This is a genomic window from Emticicia sp. SJ17W-69 (assembly GCF_051209875.1).
In the GTDB taxonomy this organism is placed as follows: Bacteria; Bacteroidota; Bacteroidia; order Cytophagales; family Spirosomataceae; genus Emticicia.
This window is the reverse complement of record NZ_JBNTQY010000001.1, coordinates 78658-95754: the sequence shown is the minus strand read 5'-3', so window position 1 is coordinate 95754 and position 17097 is coordinate 78658. Positions and strand designations below refer to the sequence as shown.

Below are 17097 nucleotides of genomic sequence, written 5' to 3'. Positions count from 1 at the left end.
ATGCTGCAAACTCGTATAATTCCAGTCTTATTACTCAAGAATAAAGGATTGGTTAAATCTATAAAGTTCAAAGATTTTACTTATGTAGGAGATCCTATTAATGCCGTTAGAATCTTCAATGAAAAAGAGGTTGATGAGATTGTGTTGTTAGATATTAATGCCTCTAAAGAAAAGAGAGAACCTAATTTTGATTTAATAGCAGAAATTGGGTCAGAAGCATTCGTTCCATTTGCTTATGGGGGGGGTATTTCTGAGATTAGCCATGTGAAGAAAATCATGTACGCTGGTGCCGAAAAAGTAGTTATTAATTCTGCTTTCCTTCAAAAACCAAGTTTTATTACAGAGGTATCTGAATACATCGGCAGTTCGAGTACAGTTGTCTCAATAGATGTTAAAAAGAATCTTTGGGGAAAATATCGAGGATTTACTCATATACAGAATAAAATTATTGATAATACACCTGTAGAACTAGCCCAAAAGGCCGAACAACTTGGAGCAGGAGAACTTTTTATTAACTCTGTTGATTTAGACGGCATGATGACTGGTTATGATTTAATACTATTACAAGAAATCTGCAAAAATGTTAGTATTCCTGTAGTAGCTTGTGGTGGAGCTGGCAAGATTACCGATTTAAGAGATGCTCTTCAAAAAGCAAATGTTGATGCCGTTGCCGCAGGAAGTATGTTTGTTTTCCATGGGAAACATAGAGCTGTTTTAATTAATTACCCAAATAAAGAAGAGATATCTTCATTACAGAATTTATGAATAACAACTACCAAATCTGTAATCGTTGTGTTTTAGATACGAGTGAGCCTACAATTACTTTTGATGAGAATGGTGTTTGCCATTTTTGTAATGATTTTGACAAACATATAGTCGCTGAAGAAAAATCAATAGAAGAAAAAAAGGCAGAACTCCAATCTTTTATAGAACAAATCAGAAAAGATGGAAAAGGTAAAGAGTATGATTGTATAATTGGCGTAAGTGGCGGTGTTGATAGCAGCTATGTGGCTCTTTTAGTAAAAGAATATGGATTACGACCATTAGCTGTCCATTTAGATAATGGCTGGGACGACGAATTAGCCGTTAAAAACATTGAGAATATCTGTAAAATATTGGATATTGACCTTTATACACATGTTATAAATTGGGAAGAGTTCAAAGATTTACAGCTATCATTTTTAAAAGCTTCAGTTGCCAATGCAGAAGCTCCGACTGATCATGCTATTTTTGCTTTGTTATACAAAATGGCAATAAAGTACAAAGTTAAATGGATTATTGATGGTGTAAATAATGCCACCGAATTCAGTCGCCCAACCACAACGGCTGCTGGCTATCGCTATGATGATTTGAAACAAATCATAGGTATTCATCGAATTTTTGGTAACCAAGACCTAAAAACTTACCCTTCATTAAGTATATCGAAAAAGTTTTTTTTAAGATCAATTGTAAAAATCAAACAATTTAGTATATTAAATTATATATCATATAACAAAGAGCAAGCCAAAGAAATTCTGATTGAGAAATTAGGTTGGCGGTCTTATGGGGCCAAACATCACGAATCTTTATATACGAAATGGCATCAGGTAAAATACCTTCCTCATAAATTTGGTTATGATAAACGAAGGCTACATCTATCTGATATGATTTTGTCTGGGCAAATCACAAGAGAGGAAGCTTTGGATGAACTAAAAAAGCCACCCCTTGACCCACAGAATATAAAAGAATTAGAGAGATATGTTATGAAAAAATTGGATATTACAGAATTAGAATATCAACAAATTTTGGATGCTAAACCTAACCCATTTTCGAATTATCCTAATAATAAATACGTTCTCGACATCTTCAGAAAAGCTAAGTTATTAATTAGCTCTGATAAATAAATATTAATAGTTATGGTGTTTTATATTACTTATGGCATATCATTAATACTCCTTAGTTATTATTTATATAAAAATGGTAAGAGAATAGAGTTATTCAATATTTTTTTGATGCTTTTCTTTGTTTTTTTTGGTCCCGCATTTTTTATCTTTAATTCAACTATTGATGATGTAAGTACTACAGAAGCTCTATGCTTAACATTAACTGTTATTTCATTACTTGGCGGTAGCATTTTGTGCAACAGTGTTATCTACAAACCAAGACAAGAAAATGTTTTAATTTCTTCTAATCAAACAGTAGAATCTTTTATTAACCCCAACGCTTTGTTGTTACTTTTTGCTTTAACATTCCTATTATTTTACTTGGCTTTATTTCAGTATGGAGGAATCAACAATATGCTGATTGTATTAAGCTCTGGTGGTGATTTAACACCAGATGATTTAAAAGGGCTTAGGTTTGACTTTAAAGTAGATGGGTGGGTAGGTTCAATTATTGGTTATTTTGAAACCATTGGGATATTAATCTCTATGTTAATGTTTTCTTATACCATACAAAAACGCCGAAAATTACTTTTATTCTTGAATGTTATTTTCTGCTTTCTAATAATTCTTTGGGGGGCATCTACACTCCATAAAGCCATCGCCTTTTTTTATATAATTCAGTTACTGTTATTCTTTTATTTACTTAATAACATGGACTGGATGTGGAATACTAAAATTGTTTTAATATCCTCTATTGTGGTATTCGTTTTAATTATTCCTATTTATATGTTACTTACAAGTGATGATAATTTAGGGGATGCAGCTACAGCAGCATTAGAAAGAATAACAGCAGAACCTAATAGAGTACTACGAGAATATTTTATTTGGTGGCCAGATCATTTTCCTCATAAACATGGATTAAATATTCGTCCTATTCATGCGATTTTGGGCAATGGAGAATTTGAACCTGCTTATAAAACAGTTGTTTATCAGTATGTTCCATCGGATGAATTAAATATGCTTGTTGGAACATGGCCAGCGATCTTTATAGCTGATGCTTGGGTAGATTTTTCTTATTTTGGAGTATTCCTATTTTCAATCATCGTTGGTTTTACCCTCCGTTTTATAGATGTTTTTTTGAAATATTATAAAAACTCGTATGGAGCAGCTCTCTTTGCAGCCTTAGTAGGGTCTTTATTTACCTTAATAGAAAATGCCTTACTTACTGCTTTTTTGACAGGGGGATTAATTATCCTTCCTGTTCTATTTAAAATATTAGTAAAAAACAAAGAATCAAAAGCGATAGCAGATTAACTTTGGTTACTTCTTCCCTTGTGTGGAATGAGGGGTGAGTTTATTTACGTGTAAAAATATGAAGATAATAAGTATAAATGTACATTATCAAGATGGATTGGGCTATCAAGATTATTACTTGGGTCTTGAATGGAAAAAACTGGGGCATGAAGTTCATTTTATATCTTCTGATGTTCATTTTGACTATCCAGACTATGATAATACCGTTAAGCACATTATTGGAGATAAATATGTGGGAGTTGGTACTTTTTTGAATTGTTATAATGTTCCTGTTCATCGACTAAAAGGTATTGCTCGAAAATATGTAGGACTTATTTGGCTCCGAGGGTTTAGAAAAAAACTCCTCGAATTGAAGCCCGATTTAATTGTATCACATGGAATTTTTACTTGGCAGTCTATTCGCTTGCTGTTTATGTATAAAAAAATGGGTTGTCCTATTATTTTTGATGACCATACTACTACAAATCTTAGCCGTAAAGGTAAGATAGCTAAAATTGTCTTTTGGTTCTTTCGAACACTATTTGCTAAACGATTTATGCGTATTTCCAACAAACTAGTTGGGATATCAGATACTTGTATTGATGTCATGCGTGATGAATTTGGTCTTACGGGTAATAAGGTTGTAATGATACCTCTTGGTACAGATACCGATATTTTTAGAAAAGACGACCAACTCCGAACTTCTTTTCGGGACGAACTTGGCATCAAAAACGATGAAATCTTAGTCATTTATACAGGCAAAATGTATGAAGATAAAAAAGTTCATCTTATCTTTGAGGCCCTAAATGATGAAAAAGTAGTAGGAAATAATAAAATTGTGGTGCTTTTAGTAGGTGATGTTGCCGAAAAGTATCAAATTAAACTCAATAATGCTATCAAAGAAAGTAAGCATAAAGTTATTATAAAGAAAGCAGTACCTATTCCTCTACTTCCAGCCATATATAACGCAGCCGATATTGCTGTATGGCCCGACCATACAACCAATAGTACCATAGATGCTTCGGCCTGTGGTTGCCCTATTATCTGTAGTCATCACATGCCTGAAAGGGTAAAATATAAAAACGGTATTTTGATTAACGGTGGAAATCTTATAGAATTGGAAAATGCTTTATCAAATTTGATACTAAATCTAAATTTAAGGCAAGAAATGGGAAATAATGGCATTGAGTATGTTAAAAAAGAGTTAAGTTGGAATGCGATTGCTAGGGCTTTTATTAAATTTGTTTAGAATGGGGAGATTCCTTTACTTTATATATAGAATTTTTGAAAAAATTCGTGATACAAGTAAAACAATTATGTATCGTTCTCTTGTAGAGGCAGGAAAAGGCGTTAAATTTTTTAGTTCTACTAAAATATTGAATGCCCAAGGTGATAAATCATGTATTAAAATTGGAGAGTTTACTACATTAAGAGGAGAGTTGTTTATTTTTGGACATGGTGGAAAAATTATTATTGGTAATAATTGTTATATTGGAGAACTAACTAAAATATGGTCTTCTTCAGAAATTATTATTGGCAATAATGTTTTAATAGCCCATAATGTTAATATCCATGATAATAATTCTCATCCTATAAATTCACGTGAAAGACAAGAACACTATTCAAAAATATATAATAGCGGTCACCCTAAAAATATAGATTTACAGGAAAAACCTATTCAGATTAAAAATAACGCTTGGATTGGATTCAACGCTATTATATTAAAAGGTGTTACTATTGGAGAAGGGGCCATTGTTGCCGCAGGATGTGTAGTAACTAAAGATGTTCCACCTTTTACTATTGTAGCTGGCAATCCTGCGAAAATAGTGAAATATATCAATAAAGACGAATAATATGACTTGGGAAGAAACGGTGATTCATTTTCGCTCACAACCAGAAAATAAACAAATTACCAGAGATGCTTATTTAGAAGAAGATTTAATTCAAAACATTGAACGGTTTAGGAATAGTGAAGAATGGTCTGAAACAATAAAAGAACTCCAACCTTTCGTTAAAAAAAGTTTTATCAAAATTTTAGATATTGGAGCGGGTAATGGTATTTCATCTCTTGCATTTGCCTTAGCAGGGTATGACGTTGTCGCGTTAGAACCTGATAAAAGCAATACTGTAGGCAGTGGAGCTATTAAATTTCTTACAAGTCATTATAATTTAAAAAACATTACGGTTGTAGAGGCTTTTGGTGAAAGCTTACCTTTTGACGATGAAAGTTTTGATATTGTTTATGGTAGACAGGTTATGCATCATGCTTATAATCTTAATAAATTTGTGAAGGAAGCCGCAAGGGTTTTAAAAAAAGATGGAATTTTAATGACTGTTCGTGATCATGTAATAAAAGATGAAACAGACAAAAAAAGCTTCTTGCAAAGACACCCTTTACATAAGTATTATGGTGGAGAAAATGCTTTTCTATTCAATGAATATAAAGAAGCTATTGAACAATCAAATTTAGCAATAAAAAAAATACTTACACCAAGTCAATCTGCTATTAATTTTTCTCCTTGGAACAAAGAAAAAATAGCAAATATCATTTCAAATAAATTAGGTAAAGCTTTCAATAATTCCTTAACTGTGAACTTACTTTGGGTCGTAAACAAGTACAGATTAGAGTCATTACCTGGAAAACTATATAGCTTTATTGCTATTAAAAACTAATTATGAATATTCTCATTATAGGTTCAAAAGGTTTTATAGGTTCATATATTTATCGTGAGTTTGTTCATGATTCCAGTTGTTTTGTGGTAAGTTGTGATGTGATACAAGATTACAACACACCAAATTACTATGTGATTGATTCAACTAATGCTGATTTTGCTATTATTTTTCAAGAACACAAGTTTGATGTTTGTATCAATTGTTCTGGAGCCGCAAGTGTACCAGATTCAATACTTAACCCTTTAAGAGACTTTCAGTTAAATACTGTAAATGTTTATAAAGTTTTAGAGGCTATTCATCGCTTTTGCCCAACATGTCGCTTTATCAACTTTTCAAGTGCTGCAGTTTATGGCAATCCAAGCACTCTCCCTATTTCCGAGCTTCACTCCCTATCACCATTATCTCCCTATGGCAAGCACAAATTATATGCCGAACAGATTTGTGAACAATTTAGGGCATTTTATGGCATAGATACTTGTTCACTTAGGGTCTTTTCAGCTTACGGTGCTGGCCTTCGTAAGCAATTATTTTGGGATTTATTTAATAAAAGTAGAAATTTAGACCATATCGAGCTATGGGGAACGGGCAATGAGTCAAGAGACTTTATTGAGGTAAGAGATATCGTTGAAATAGTAAAACTATTGATTATTCCCACAAAATTTCCATTTTCAATACTCAATGTAGCTAATGGGGAAGAAATCCAGATTAAAAATATAACAACTCATTTTTTTGAGGCATTACAAAAAAAAATAAGTATTACATTCAAAGGTAAACCACGAGAGGGCGATCCTCAAAATTGGCAGGCAGATATAGATCGGTTGAAATCTATTGGTTACCAAAAAAAAATAGATATAAGTAAAGGGTTAAATGATTATTGCACATGGCTGAAACAAATAGAAAAAGAATTGGATTTTTGATGAATAATGATGATTTGGGTGTAGTATATTACCTAAGTAATATTGTACAATCATTACACTACTTAGAAGATATTAAAAAACCTTTTATTGTCTTATTTTATGATTCGTCAACCGAGAAGTATATTAATATCTTTAATACGTATCCTTATATTCAGCCAATTCAACTTGATTACCCTCATGTATTAAAGTTGTATTTTTGGAGCTGTATCAAAAGAGAAAACTATTTTATCAATAATTTATTGAGCCAATATCAGCTTGATGCAGCCTTACCGGTCAATGATATCCTATTTAAAAGTCCAGTAAAAGGCAAAAAAACAGTCGCTTGGGTTACAGATTTCCAGCATAAGTTTTACCCACATTTTTTTGGAAGAATCAATCGTATTATTCGAGAGTTTCGATTTAAAAACTCCTTCAAAAATACAAATCATGTAATCTTATCAAGCAATGATGCCAAGTCTCATCTATTACAGTTTTATAGTGAAATTAATGCTCAGCTACATGTGTTAAATTTTGTTTCACATGCTAATAAGATTGATTGTCCTGACGGCGAAACAATAAAATTAAAATATGATATTCAAAAACCTTATTTTATCGTTTCTAACCAATTCTACAAACATAAAAATCATCTGGTTGTTCTTGAATCTGTAAAACACCTGCTTGATAAAGGTTATACCGATTTTAATATTGTTTTTACTGGAAAAAAAGAAGATTACAGAGATAAAACTTTTTATCCAAAAATTGAAAAATATATTGAAGACAATAAATTACAGTCGAATATAAAAATTTTAGGCGTTATTCCTCGTAATGAACAACTTGCTCTTTTTAAAAAAGCAATTGCAACCATTCAACCCAGTTTCTTTGAAGGTTGGAATACGAGTATTGAGGATGCAAAAACACTTCAACAGCAAGTTATTTGTTCTGATATTCCAGTACATCATGAACAAATGGGTGACAAGGCTTTTTATTTTAATCCCAATGATAGCACCTCATTAGCGTCAATATTAATCAAATTACTAACTAAAGAAACGCAACCTTTACCTATTTTCGATGACTTTGAACAAAGAGTTAATCAATTTGCCATCGGTTTTATAAATATTTTTGATGAAAATTAGTATCATTACAGTCTGTTTTAATTCTGAAAAAACGATCAGAGAAACAATTGAATCTGTACTTAGTCAGCAGACTCATAACATAAATGAAATTGAGTATATCATTATTGATGGTGGTTCAAATGATAGCACTTTGTCTATTATTAATGACTATCGAGACAAGATTGCTCAACTACTTAGTGAGCCTGATAAGGGGATTTATGATGCTATGAACAAGGGAATTAGGCTCTCCACTGGGGATATAGTTGGGATTCTGAATTCTGACGATTTATTTAACCATGAAAACGTTTTAACTTGCGTATCCAATACTTTTAAAAACAACACTGATATTGATGCTATTTATGGTGATTTATTCTATTTCAACACTGAAAACCCAACAAAAAGTGTAAGATTTTGGAAATCAAAGGCATATTATCCTTCTTTTTTTGATGATGGTTTTGTCATCCCCCATCCTACGCTTTTTGTAAGAAAACAAGTCTATGAAAAAATCGGCCTGTATTATTCAGGTTTTAAAATAAGTTCTGACTATGAATGGATGCTTCGAGCATTTAAAGTAAATAAATATCGTCCATATTATATCAATGAAGTATTAGTAAAAATGCGAATGGGTGGAGAAAGCACCAAGAATTGGCGTAATATTTTGCTCGGGAATAAGGAAATATATCAATCATGGCAGATGAACCATATTAATGTGCCATTATTTTTTTATCTGAAACGATTAGTTTTTAAGTTAAAACAAGTTATTATCAATGAACCTTCTCATAACAGGTAGTAGTGGTTTTTTAGGAAGTATAATATCACAATATTTTGAAAACACTATTCAGGATTTTGTTTGGAAAATTAGTAGAACTAAGACAGAATTAGAAAGAAGTATTCATGTTGATCTATCAAAAGAAATACCAAATTTGAAAAATCTATCTTTTGATTTGGTGATTCATTGTGCTGGAAAAGCACATATAATACCGAAAACTTTAGAAGAAAAACAATCATTTTATACTGTTAATGTAGAAGGAACGAAAAATTTACTATTAGGTATTGAGACATTAACCATTAAACCGAAGGCATTTGTTTTTATTAGTTCAGTAGCTGTATATGGTATATCTTCTGGAAATTTGTTGCCCGAAACGACCATATTAGCGGCTAAAGACCCTTATGGACAAAGTAAAATTGAGGCTGAAAAACTTGTGTGGGAATGGGGACTCAAAAATAATATTACCATTGCTATTTTGCGTTTACCTTTAGTTGTTGGTGAAAATCCACCTGGAAATCTCAAAAATATGCTTAATGCTATCAAAAAAGGATACTACTTCCGTATTGGAGATGGGAAAGCAAAAAGAAGTATGGTCTTAGGGAAAGATGTTGCAAAAGTAATTCCAATAGTAGCTACTAAAGGAGGTATATATAACTTAACTGATGGACATCATCCAACTTTTGGTGAATTAGAAAACATTCTACTATTAAGTTATCACATCAAAAGGCGTATTAAATCTATCCCAATGCCTATTGCAAAGGTGCTGGCATATATAGGCGATTCGATTGAAAAAATTACAAAAAAACCTTTCATTTTCAACTCTAATAAACTTGAAAAAATTACAAGTAGTCTAACGTTCTCAGATACCTTAGCTCGTGAAAATTTAGGTTGGAATCCTGTGAGTATATTAAACCATTATAAGCCTAAGTATTAATTTTTAATCAATACTCGAAAAAACATGATAATTATTTATCAATAGGGAAAAACCTACTTAATCTAATGACTACTTCTTATTACTTAATAATCTTTGTTTTACTTATTTTAATAGAACTTATCTATTTTAAAATAGCAAGAATATATCAAATATTAGATATACCTAACCACCGTAGTTCCCACCAAAAACCTGTTATTCGTGGAGGAGGAATCATTTTTCCAATCGCTATTCTTTTCTATTTTTTTATCAACGATTTTCAATTTCCTTATTTTGTTTTAGGTCTAATAAGCATTGCCAGCATTAGTTTTATTGATGATATTAAAACGGTGGGGAAACGGATCAGAATGCTTACTCACCTTGTTGCGGTCTTGCTTATTTTTCAAGAAATAAATTCTTGGATAACACTAACATGGTGGATACCAGCCATTGTGTTTATTTGTATTGGAATCATCAATACGTTTAACTTTATGGATGGCATCAATGGGATTACGGTCTCCTATGGGCTAACTATTGTCATAAGTTTGATTTGGGTAAACATTTTTCATGATAATTTTATTCCCTTAGACTTATTACTAATCACTGCTATTAGTCTTTTAGTACTCAGTATTTTTAATTTTAGAAACCAAGCCTTATGCTTCGCTGGTGATGTTGGCAGCGTGAGTCTTGCTTTTATTTTAATTTTCTTTCTATTTGTTCTATGCCTAAAAACACAAAATTTAGGTTATTTATTCTTCTTTATTGTCTATGGTATTGACACTTCTATGACTATTGCAAGAAGACTTTATCTCAAAGAAAATATTTTTGAACCTCATCGTCAACACCTTTTCCAATTATTGAAAAATGAGTTGGGGATCAATGCCCTTTATATTTCTATAGCATATTCTACAGTACAATTAGCTGTAAATACAATAATTATTTGGTCAATGAAACAAGATTTATTTCATGAATATCTAATAATTGGCTGTTTAACAATCTTGCTTATTAGTGTTTACTGGGGCATTAGATTATTCATTACTCGGCAAAGAGTATAAAAACGCATTTACCATTAAATAAAAAATTGTAATACTATTTTTTTTGTAAATTAAAAGCTGTTAATTTCGTTACATAAAAATCGTCATAAATATTTAAATTCAATAACAATGAAAAAAATTTATTTTAAAACAACTTTGTTAGTTGCGACCATAATTGGAAGCCTTACAGCTCAAGCCCAAAAAGATAACGTCGGTATTGGTACAGCTAAACCCGATCAATCAGCATTGTTAGACCTATCTTCACAGACAAAAGGTTTATTAATTCCTCGCATGAGTTTGCAACAAAGAGGAACTATTCAAAACCCAGCAAATGGTTTGATGATTTATCAAACAGATTTTCTTTCAGGATTCTATTATTTTGATGGAAAAGAGTGGAAATCAATGGCATCTGCTACTGGGGTTAACTCTATTGCTGCAGATCCAAATGACTGGTCTTTTACAGGAAATGCTCCTGCGGCTGGTAGTTTTTTAGGTACAACAAACGCAGTGCCTCTCGTTTTTAAAGTTTCTAATGGTACAGGTGGTTTTATATCGTTGCCAGCTGCATTTAATACTTTTTTAGGAGCATCTACTCCTGCTTCAAGTATAACGGGTATTGGAAATACAGGTATTGGTACAAATACATTAGGAGCCCTTACAACTTCAAACAATAATACAGCTTTAGGAGCCAACTCCCAGAAACTATCTACTGCAGCAGCAAATACATCAGTTGGGTCTGCATCTTTATTCTCTAATACAACTGGTGAAAGTAATACAGCAGTGGGTGCCTCGGCTATGTTTTCAAATGTAGGTGGATCTAATAACGTGGCTGTTGGTGTAGATGCCCTAAGAGCAAATACTGCTGGGGTATATAACATGGCGATTGGTTTCGCTTCGCTATATTCAAATAGCACAGGAAGTAATAATATGGGTATTGGTACTGAATCTCTTAGATTTGCTACTGGTAGCCAAAACACTGCCGTAGGTACATGGGCTGGTAGAGGTACAGCAGCATACGCTGGTTCAAATAACGTATTCATTGGTTATAGCTCTGGTAGTAGTGAAACTGGTAGTGATAAACTTTACATCTCAAACTCATCTACTCCAACTCCATTAGTTTATGGTGATTTTGCAACAAAATATCTTGCTGTTGGTGAGGTAGCTGCTGCAGACCGTGCTGCTGCTACTTCAGGTGGCTACCGTTTATTGGTTAAAGGTGGTATGATTACTGAAAAAATTAAAGTTGCGGTAGCTGGAACAGCAGACTGGGCTGATTATGTTTTCGAACCATCGTATAAATTGTTATCATTAGATAAAGTTGAATCTTTCGTAAAAGAAAACAAACATTTACCAAACGTACCATCAGCTGAGGAAATGTCAAAAAATGGCTTAGATGTTATGCAAACTTCTGCTAAATTGATGGAAAAAATCGAAGAGCTTACACTCTATATGATCGAAATGAATAAAGAAATTAAAGCATTAAAAGAAGAAAATGCTAAATTGAAAAAATAATTTTGATTAACTAATCAATTTGATTACGAAAAAACCTTCGATTAATAGTCGAAGGTTTTTTTAACTTAATAATTTTACCGATGAATAAATTTCTGTTAAATTATTTTCTTTAATTATTGGCATGTATTTCTTTCATGTTAAATTTGCTTGTGTTATAATCTGAATGCTTTATATATGACTCAATTTTTACAAAAATATGCAGATAAGTTTGTATCGAAATGGCTCATTTTGGTCTTAGATATATTTATTTGCGGTGTTACATTCACATTAGCTTCATTATTAAGGTTTAACTTCGATCTCATTTATATAAACCCCAACTTATTTAAATATCATTTAGTTTTTGTTCTAATAATAAAGTTTGCCGCTTTTATCTATTTAAAATCATATACCGGCATCGTTCGACACACATCTATTGAAGATGCTAAAATGTTATTTAAAGTTAATACATTGGCTTTGGGTTCACTGTTATTTTGTCATACTATTGCTTGGGGTGGTAACGCTAATATGTTCTTGCATATTCCTATCTCTATCTTATTAATTGACTACTTCATTTCTTCGTTTGCCCTCATATTTAGTCGTTTATTAGTAAAAAGTATATATGAAAATATATTAGGTTCTTTTAAAACCAACGTTAATGTAATTATTTATGGGGCTGGGTACTTAGGATTAATGGTAAAAAATACCTTGGTTAAAGACAAAAAAAAGAAATATGATATACTTTGTTTTGTTGACGATAATCCTCAGAAAATAAACAAAACTATAGAGGGAATAAAAGTTCTTTCAAAAAAAGAAGCGATTGGTAACTATATTAAAGCAATTACAGGTTCAAATATAGAAGTTATTTTTGCCATCCAATCTATTTCACCTGTAAGAAAAACTAAAATTGTTGAAGAATTTCTGTCTCATGATGTAACTATCAAGACGGTTCCTCCTATAAGTCAGTGGATGGATGGTGAGCTGAATATTAATCAGATTCAAAATATTAAAATTGAAGATTTATTAGAAAGAGAATCTATTTCTATTAATAATAAATTAGTTAAACAATTTATTACAAATAAAAAAGTATTGGTCACTGGTGCTGCTGGTTCTATCGGTAGTGAATTAGTAAGACAATTAATTAAATTTTCTCCAAGTAAATTAATTCTTATAGATCAAGCCGAGTCAGCTTTATATGATCTAGAGACTGAATTAATAAGAATGGGTTCAGCGACTTTATTACCAAATATTAGAGTTGAGGTTCTGAATGTAACGAATGAAAAAATAATCGAAAAATTATTTAAAGAAGAATTACCACAAGTAGTTTTTCATGCCGCTGCATATAAGCATGTCCCTTTGATGGAGAAAAACCCTTATAAAGCAGTGAAAGTAAATGTTTTTGGCTCTAAAATAATCGCAAACCTTTCATCTAAATATGGTGTTGAAAAATTTGTAATGGTTTCAACCGATAAAGCTGTTAATCCGACTAATGTCATGGGTGCAACTAAACGTTTAGCCGAAATGTATGTTCAGGGATTAAATAGACATCATGGTAACAATACTCGATTCATTATCACCAGATTTGGTAATGTGTTGGGTTCAAATGGATCAGTAATTCCATTATTTAAAAAACAAATTGAATCTGGTGGGCCAATTACAGTAACTCATCCAGATATTATTCGATATTTTATGACTATTCCTGAAGCCTGCCAATTAGTATTAGAAGCAGGTACAATGGGAAAAGGTGGCGAAGTGTATGTGTTTGACATGGGCGAACCAGTTAAAATTATTGATTTAGCAAAAAAAATGGTTCAATTATCTGGTTTATCTTTAGGCAGAGATATTGAAATAAAATTTACAGGGTTGCGACCTGGTGAGAAACTTTTTGAAGAACTATTACATAGTAATGAAAATACAATACCAACCTATCATAATAAAATAATGATTGCTAAGGTAATGGCGGAAGATTTCGATATATTATCAGCCTCCTTAAAGCAATTGGAGTATATATTAGCAAAGATGGATAATATTGAAATTGTTACTGAATTAAAAAGAATAATACCAGAATATATTAGTAATAATTCAATATACGAGCATTTAGACGAATTAGAGGAAAGCTTTCCGTACACCGAAGTAAAGCCCTAAATTGTTAGCTATTAACTTTCCACTATCAATTGACAAGCTTGAAACTACTATATACTTTGGACGCTCATAACTCAATTGTTGAATAAAAGAGAATTGTTTAGCTGAAAAAGGATTACTATAGACTCCTAAATTATTACTCCATATAAATTTCGTAGTAAAGCTCGTTTTTAACATTCTCCCTGTTAAAGAAAAATTATATGCTCTTAATCTATTATTAATAATATAGGGTAGTTCAGAAAGGTTATATTTACTAATAAGTGTACTTTTTATTTGACTCAATTGTGTCATTAATGGTGTTCCAATGATATTATTTCTATAAGTCCACCCATTACTATAAATCCCATTGTTAAAATAATTATCAGCCCCTCTTAATTGAAAAATCTCATCGTGTCGTTCTTCTGGCTTTCCTCCTTGACTTGTGGTATTAAGATACTCAAAACAAAACCTAATAATTCCATTCTCAACATTCTTTCTTACAAAAGAAAATCCAAATAAGCCATCATTTATATTATTTAAATAAAATAATGACCCATCTTCGTATATATTTTGTCGATATATAAGTAAATTATTATTCTTTAAATTGATTTCGGTAGCAATATCAACAGTACCCAAATGGTTCCCAGACCGATTCCATGCCTCATTTTGAGGTACTCCATCTAAAGCAAGCCCACCCTTTGTATTTAAACTGACACCCGTAACTACATTTAAATATGTTTTAAAATCATTACCAAAATTTGTTATAAGTCTGCCTGTCTGATCTTCTATATACGGTTTAATTGGATGCCCTCCCCATTGTACTTGATGATTAAATCCACCATAAAATTTAATCTTCCAAGTAGGTTTTCCTATGCGACCATACAACCATTTTTGATGAAGATAATAGTTTTTTACATCTCCTTGACGGCCAAACCAGCCATGAGCGTATCCACCTTTTATGGATAGTATGCCATGTCCAATAATTGAAGTATAATTTGGAATAGAAACTTGTATTTTGGGTAATGGTAAGGCATTTCCAGACCAAATATATGACCCTGATGTTAGTAAAGTATCAACTATTCCATAGATTTCTTTTCTACGCCCACTATAAAATTCAAATGCACCATAACGAATCTTTACATAAGCTTCAGGAAAAAGAATTTGATTCGCTTTACCCACGTTAATGACGGCATTTAAGCCATAACCATAAGCAATTTTTTTTTGTTTTTTTAGTGAAACTGAATCATAGTCTTTATACGCAACCCCTCTAAAGGTTAGATATTCCGATTCCATTGGCACTACTCCATATTGATTTGATCGCAATAAAAATGGTGTTTTTCCTGAGGTAGATAGAAAAGCCCCTGATTCTACTTGATATTTTACATTAGATAGAAGCGTTTGTGAAAAACATATTTTACCACAAAGAAACCAAAAACATAAAGAGATACGGTATAAATAACAATTCACGGAAAGTATTTTTTTATTAATCACTGTCATTATATATGCGAACTTACAAAAGTTTTCTATAAATTAATGAAAAACCAATATTTTTTGAATAAAGTGTACCAATATCTAATGTAACTTGACCTAATAATGATGTGTTATTATTTAAAGGGTAGTTAATATTAGCTTTTCCTGAAAATTGCTTTTTTGATAGTTTTGAAGCGTAAGTGCCAAGGTTAGAGCTAAAAGTTCCGCCCAAAATGTATGAGGTTTGCTTAAATAATGAGCCATTTATAGATGTGGAAAAAGCTTTTATCCGATTGTTATTAATTCCACTCTCATTAGCTAAAATAAAAGGAGTCCCTATTATAAAATGATTATATTCCCATGCAGTGTATTGTCCATGCGAGAAATAGTCATCATTTTCAATATAATTGGATGTTTGATATTTTCCAAAACGGTACAATCCTTGGCTTAAGGTATAAAGATACTCTATTAGTATTTTTTTAACATAATAATGTCGCTTGAGGTTAATACCCAAACCATATAATCCATCTTCAATATTATTAAAATTATATAAAGACCGAGCAAAATCATAGGGCTGTTGCTTATAAAATAATAATTTAACATTTTTATTGTCAAACTCAAATCCTATATCTGCCGAACCCAAGTGATTACCGATTGCTAAGCCTCTATCAAATGTTGTTAATTTATCAGGATTTAGTTTAATTAATTTTTGTAAAAATGGAATTAATACAAATTGATAACTATACCATGGATACGGTGCTAATTGTCCATCTTTTGAAAAAGAAGGGTCTTTGTTTTCAGAAATCCCACCCCACTGCACCTGATGATTAAATCCAGCATAAAACTTAAATTTGGCATCTTCTCTACCTAATCGCCCATAAACCCATTTTTGATGTAAAAAAAAGTTTTTAACACCCCTTTGGTTTCCAAACCACCCATGACTTATTCCTAATTTAAAAAAAAACGAACTTTTACCAATCTGAGAATAGTTAGGTACAGAAAGCTGAATCTTTGGTATAGGCAAAGCATTTCCAGACCAAATATATGATCCAGAAGTAAGTGTAGTGTCAACCAAACCTATTACCTCTCTTCTTCTTCCTCCATACAATTCAACCGTTCTATAGCGAATCTTTATATAGGATTCAGGCAAAAAAACTTTACTTTGATTACCGATATTAACAACACCCCATAAGCCATAACCAATACCAAACTTCTTTAGTTTTTGCTGCTCATTTCTTGTAGAGTCATATTCCAGGTGAGCCGCCCCGCGAAAAGTAATAATGGGAGATTGCAAAGGTACAATACCATATTGATTGGTACGTTGCCAAAATGGGGTTGCTTTTGATGAAGAAAAATAAGTACCTGCCTCTAATTGATATTTTATATCAGAAAATAGCGATTGCGAAAAGCAAGTTTTAATATAAAGACAGGAAAAGAACAAAGTTGCACGGAAACATCTATTCATAAAA

The 17097-nt window shown here is 31.7% G+C and carries 15 protein-coding genes; 13 read left to right on the top strand and 2 right to left on the bottom strand.

What is annotated here, in order from left to right:
* From ACQUQZ_RS00380 to ACQUQZ_RS00320, 13 genes are all read left to right on the top strand, one after another.
* Nucleotides 1–765, top strand: coding sequence for an AglZ/HisF2 family acetamidino modification protein (locus ACQUQZ_RS00380; RefSeq protein WP_435352563.1), 765 nt, complete (start codon nt 1–3; stop codon nt 763–765).
* On the top strand, nt 762–1883 hold the full coding sequence (locus ACQUQZ_RS00375; RefSeq protein WP_435352562.1) for an N-acetyl sugar amidotransferase: 1122 nt from the start codon (nt 762–764) through the stop codon (nt 1881–1883). Before ACQUQZ_RS00380 ends, ACQUQZ_RS00375 begins: the two co-directional genes overlap by 4 nt.
* A gap of 12 nt (nt 1884–1895) precedes the next feature.
* Nucleotides 1896–3176, top strand: coding sequence for an O-antigen polymerase (locus ACQUQZ_RS00370; RefSeq protein WP_435352560.1), 1281 nt, complete (start codon nt 1896–1898; stop codon nt 3174–3176).
* A gap of 58 nt (nt 3177–3234) precedes the next feature.
* Nucleotides 3235–4404, top strand: coding sequence for a glycosyltransferase family 4 protein (locus tag ACQUQZ_RS00365; protein WP_435352558.1), 1170 nt, complete (start codon nt 3235–3237; stop codon nt 4402–4404).
* Nucleotides 4370–5008 carry an acyltransferase gene (locus ACQUQZ_RS00360; RefSeq protein ID WP_435352556.1) on the top strand — a complete coding sequence of 213 codons (639 nt, stop codon included), beginning with the start codon at nt 4370–4372 and terminating at the stop codon, nt 5006–5008. Before ACQUQZ_RS00365 ends, ACQUQZ_RS00360 begins: the two co-directional genes overlap by 35 nt.
* A gap of 1 nt (nt 5009) precedes the next feature.
* Complete coding sequence (locus ACQUQZ_RS00355; protein WP_435352554.1) at nt 5010–5828, top strand: class I SAM-dependent methyltransferase; 819 nt, start codon at nt 5010–5012, stop codon at nt 5826–5828.
* Nucleotides 5829–5830: 2 nt separating this feature from the next.
* Entirely contained in the window at nt 5831–6745 is a 915-nt protein-coding gene (locus ACQUQZ_RS00350) for an NAD-dependent epimerase/dehydratase family protein (RefSeq protein WP_435352553.1), read from the top strand.
* Nucleotides 6709–7857: a glycosyltransferase family 4 protein gene (locus ACQUQZ_RS00345; protein WP_435352551.1), complete on the top strand. Its 1149-nt coding sequence runs from the start codon at nt 6709–6711 to the stop codon at nt 7855–7857. The genes ACQUQZ_RS00350 and ACQUQZ_RS00345 overlap by 37 nt, the downstream gene beginning before the upstream one ends.
* Nucleotides 7847–8626 (top strand): glycosyltransferase family 2 protein, encoded by a 780-nt coding sequence (locus ACQUQZ_RS00340; RefSeq protein WP_435352550.1) that lies wholly within the window; start codon nt 7847–7849, stop codon nt 8624–8626. The genes ACQUQZ_RS00345 and ACQUQZ_RS00340 overlap by 11 nt, the downstream gene beginning before the upstream one ends.
* On the top strand, nt 8604–9539 hold the full coding sequence (locus ACQUQZ_RS00335; RefSeq protein ID WP_435352549.1) for an NAD-dependent epimerase/dehydratase family protein: 936 nt from the start codon (nt 8604–8606) through the stop codon (nt 9537–9539). The genes ACQUQZ_RS00340 and ACQUQZ_RS00335 overlap by 23 nt, the downstream gene beginning before the upstream one ends.
* Before the next feature lie 65 nt (nt 9540–9604).
* Nucleotides 9605–10570 carry an MraY family glycosyltransferase gene (locus ACQUQZ_RS00330; protein WP_435352548.1) on the top strand — a complete coding sequence of 322 codons (966 nt, stop codon included), beginning with the start codon at nt 9605–9607 and terminating at the stop codon, nt 10568–10570.
* 108 nt (nt 10571–10678) lie between these two features.
* Complete coding sequence (locus ACQUQZ_RS00325; RefSeq protein WP_435352547.1) at nt 10679–12061, top strand: hypothetical protein; 1383 nt, start codon at nt 10679–10681, stop codon at nt 12059–12061.
* 174 nt (nt 12062–12235) lie between these two features.
* A complete protein-coding gene (locus tag ACQUQZ_RS00320; RefSeq protein ID WP_435352546.1) occupies nt 12236–14182 on the top strand; it encodes a polysaccharide biosynthesis protein in 1947 nt (648 codons plus the stop codon).
* On the opposite strand, the gene ACQUQZ_RS00315 is transcribed toward ACQUQZ_RS00320, so the two are convergent.
* Complete coding sequence (locus ACQUQZ_RS00315) at nt 14144–15625, bottom strand: capsule assembly Wzi family protein (protein ID WP_435352545.1); 1482 nt, start codon at nt 15623–15625, stop codon at nt 14144–14146. The genes ACQUQZ_RS00320 and ACQUQZ_RS00315 overlap by 39 nt on opposite strands.
* Nucleotides 15626–15668: 43 nt before the next feature.
* A complete protein-coding gene (locus ACQUQZ_RS00310; protein WP_435352543.1) occupies nt 15669–17093 on the bottom strand; it encodes a capsule assembly Wzi family protein in 1425 nt (474 codons plus the stop codon).
* Nucleotides 17094–17097: the final 4 nt, after the last annotated feature.

Excerpts from the sequence above, each read along its gene's own strand:
- ACQUQZ_RS00360 (WP_435352556.1), top strand. The coding sequence starts at position 4,370 with ATGCGATTGCTAGGGCTTTTATTAAATTTGTTTAGAATGGGGAGATTC.
- ACQUQZ_RS00355 (WP_435352554.1), top strand. The coding sequence starts at position 5,010 with ATGACTTGGGAAGAAACGGTGATTCATTTTCGCTCACAACCAGAAAAT.
- ACQUQZ_RS00335 (WP_435352549.1), top strand. The coding sequence starts at position 8,604 with ATGAACCTTCTCATAACAGGTAGTAGTGGTTTTTTAGGAAGTATAATA.
- ACQUQZ_RS00310 (WP_435352543.1), bottom strand. The coding sequence starts at position 17,093 with ATGAATAGATGTTTCCGTGCAACTTTGTTCTTTTCCTGTCTTTATATT.
- ACQUQZ_RS00345 (WP_435352551.1), top strand. The coding sequence starts at position 6,709 with ATGGCTGAAACAAATAGAAAAAGAATTGGATTTTTGATGAATAATGAT.
- ACQUQZ_RS00340 (WP_435352550.1), top strand. The coding sequence starts at position 7,847 with ATGAAAATTAGTATCATTACAGTCTGTTTTAATTCTGAAAAAACGATC.
- ACQUQZ_RS00365 (WP_435352558.1), top strand. The coding sequence starts at position 3,235 with ATGAAGATAATAAGTATAAATGTACATTATCAAGATGGATTGGGCTAT.
- ACQUQZ_RS00380 (WP_435352563.1), top strand. The coding sequence starts at position 1 with ATGCTGCAAACTCGTATAATTCCAGTCTTATTACTCAAGAATAAAGGA.
- ACQUQZ_RS00370 (WP_435352560.1), top strand. The coding sequence starts at position 1,896 with ATGGTGTTTTATATTACTTATGGCATATCATTAATACTCCTTAGTTAT.
- ACQUQZ_RS00350 (WP_435352553.1), top strand. The coding sequence starts at position 5,831 with ATGAATATTCTCATTATAGGTTCAAAAGGTTTTATAGGTTCATATATT.
- ACQUQZ_RS00330 (WP_435352548.1), top strand. The coding sequence starts at position 9,605 with ATGACTACTTCTTATTACTTAATAATCTTTGTTTTACTTATTTTAATA.
- ACQUQZ_RS00320 (WP_435352546.1), top strand. The coding sequence starts at position 12,236 with ATGACTCAATTTTTACAAAAATATGCAGATAAGTTTGTATCGAAATGG.
- ACQUQZ_RS00375 (WP_435352562.1), top strand. The coding sequence starts at position 762 with ATGAATAACAACTACCAAATCTGTAATCGTTGTGTTTTAGATACGAGT.
- ACQUQZ_RS00325 (WP_435352547.1), top strand. The coding sequence starts at position 10,679 with ATGAAAAAAATTTATTTTAAAACAACTTTGTTAGTTGCGACCATAATT.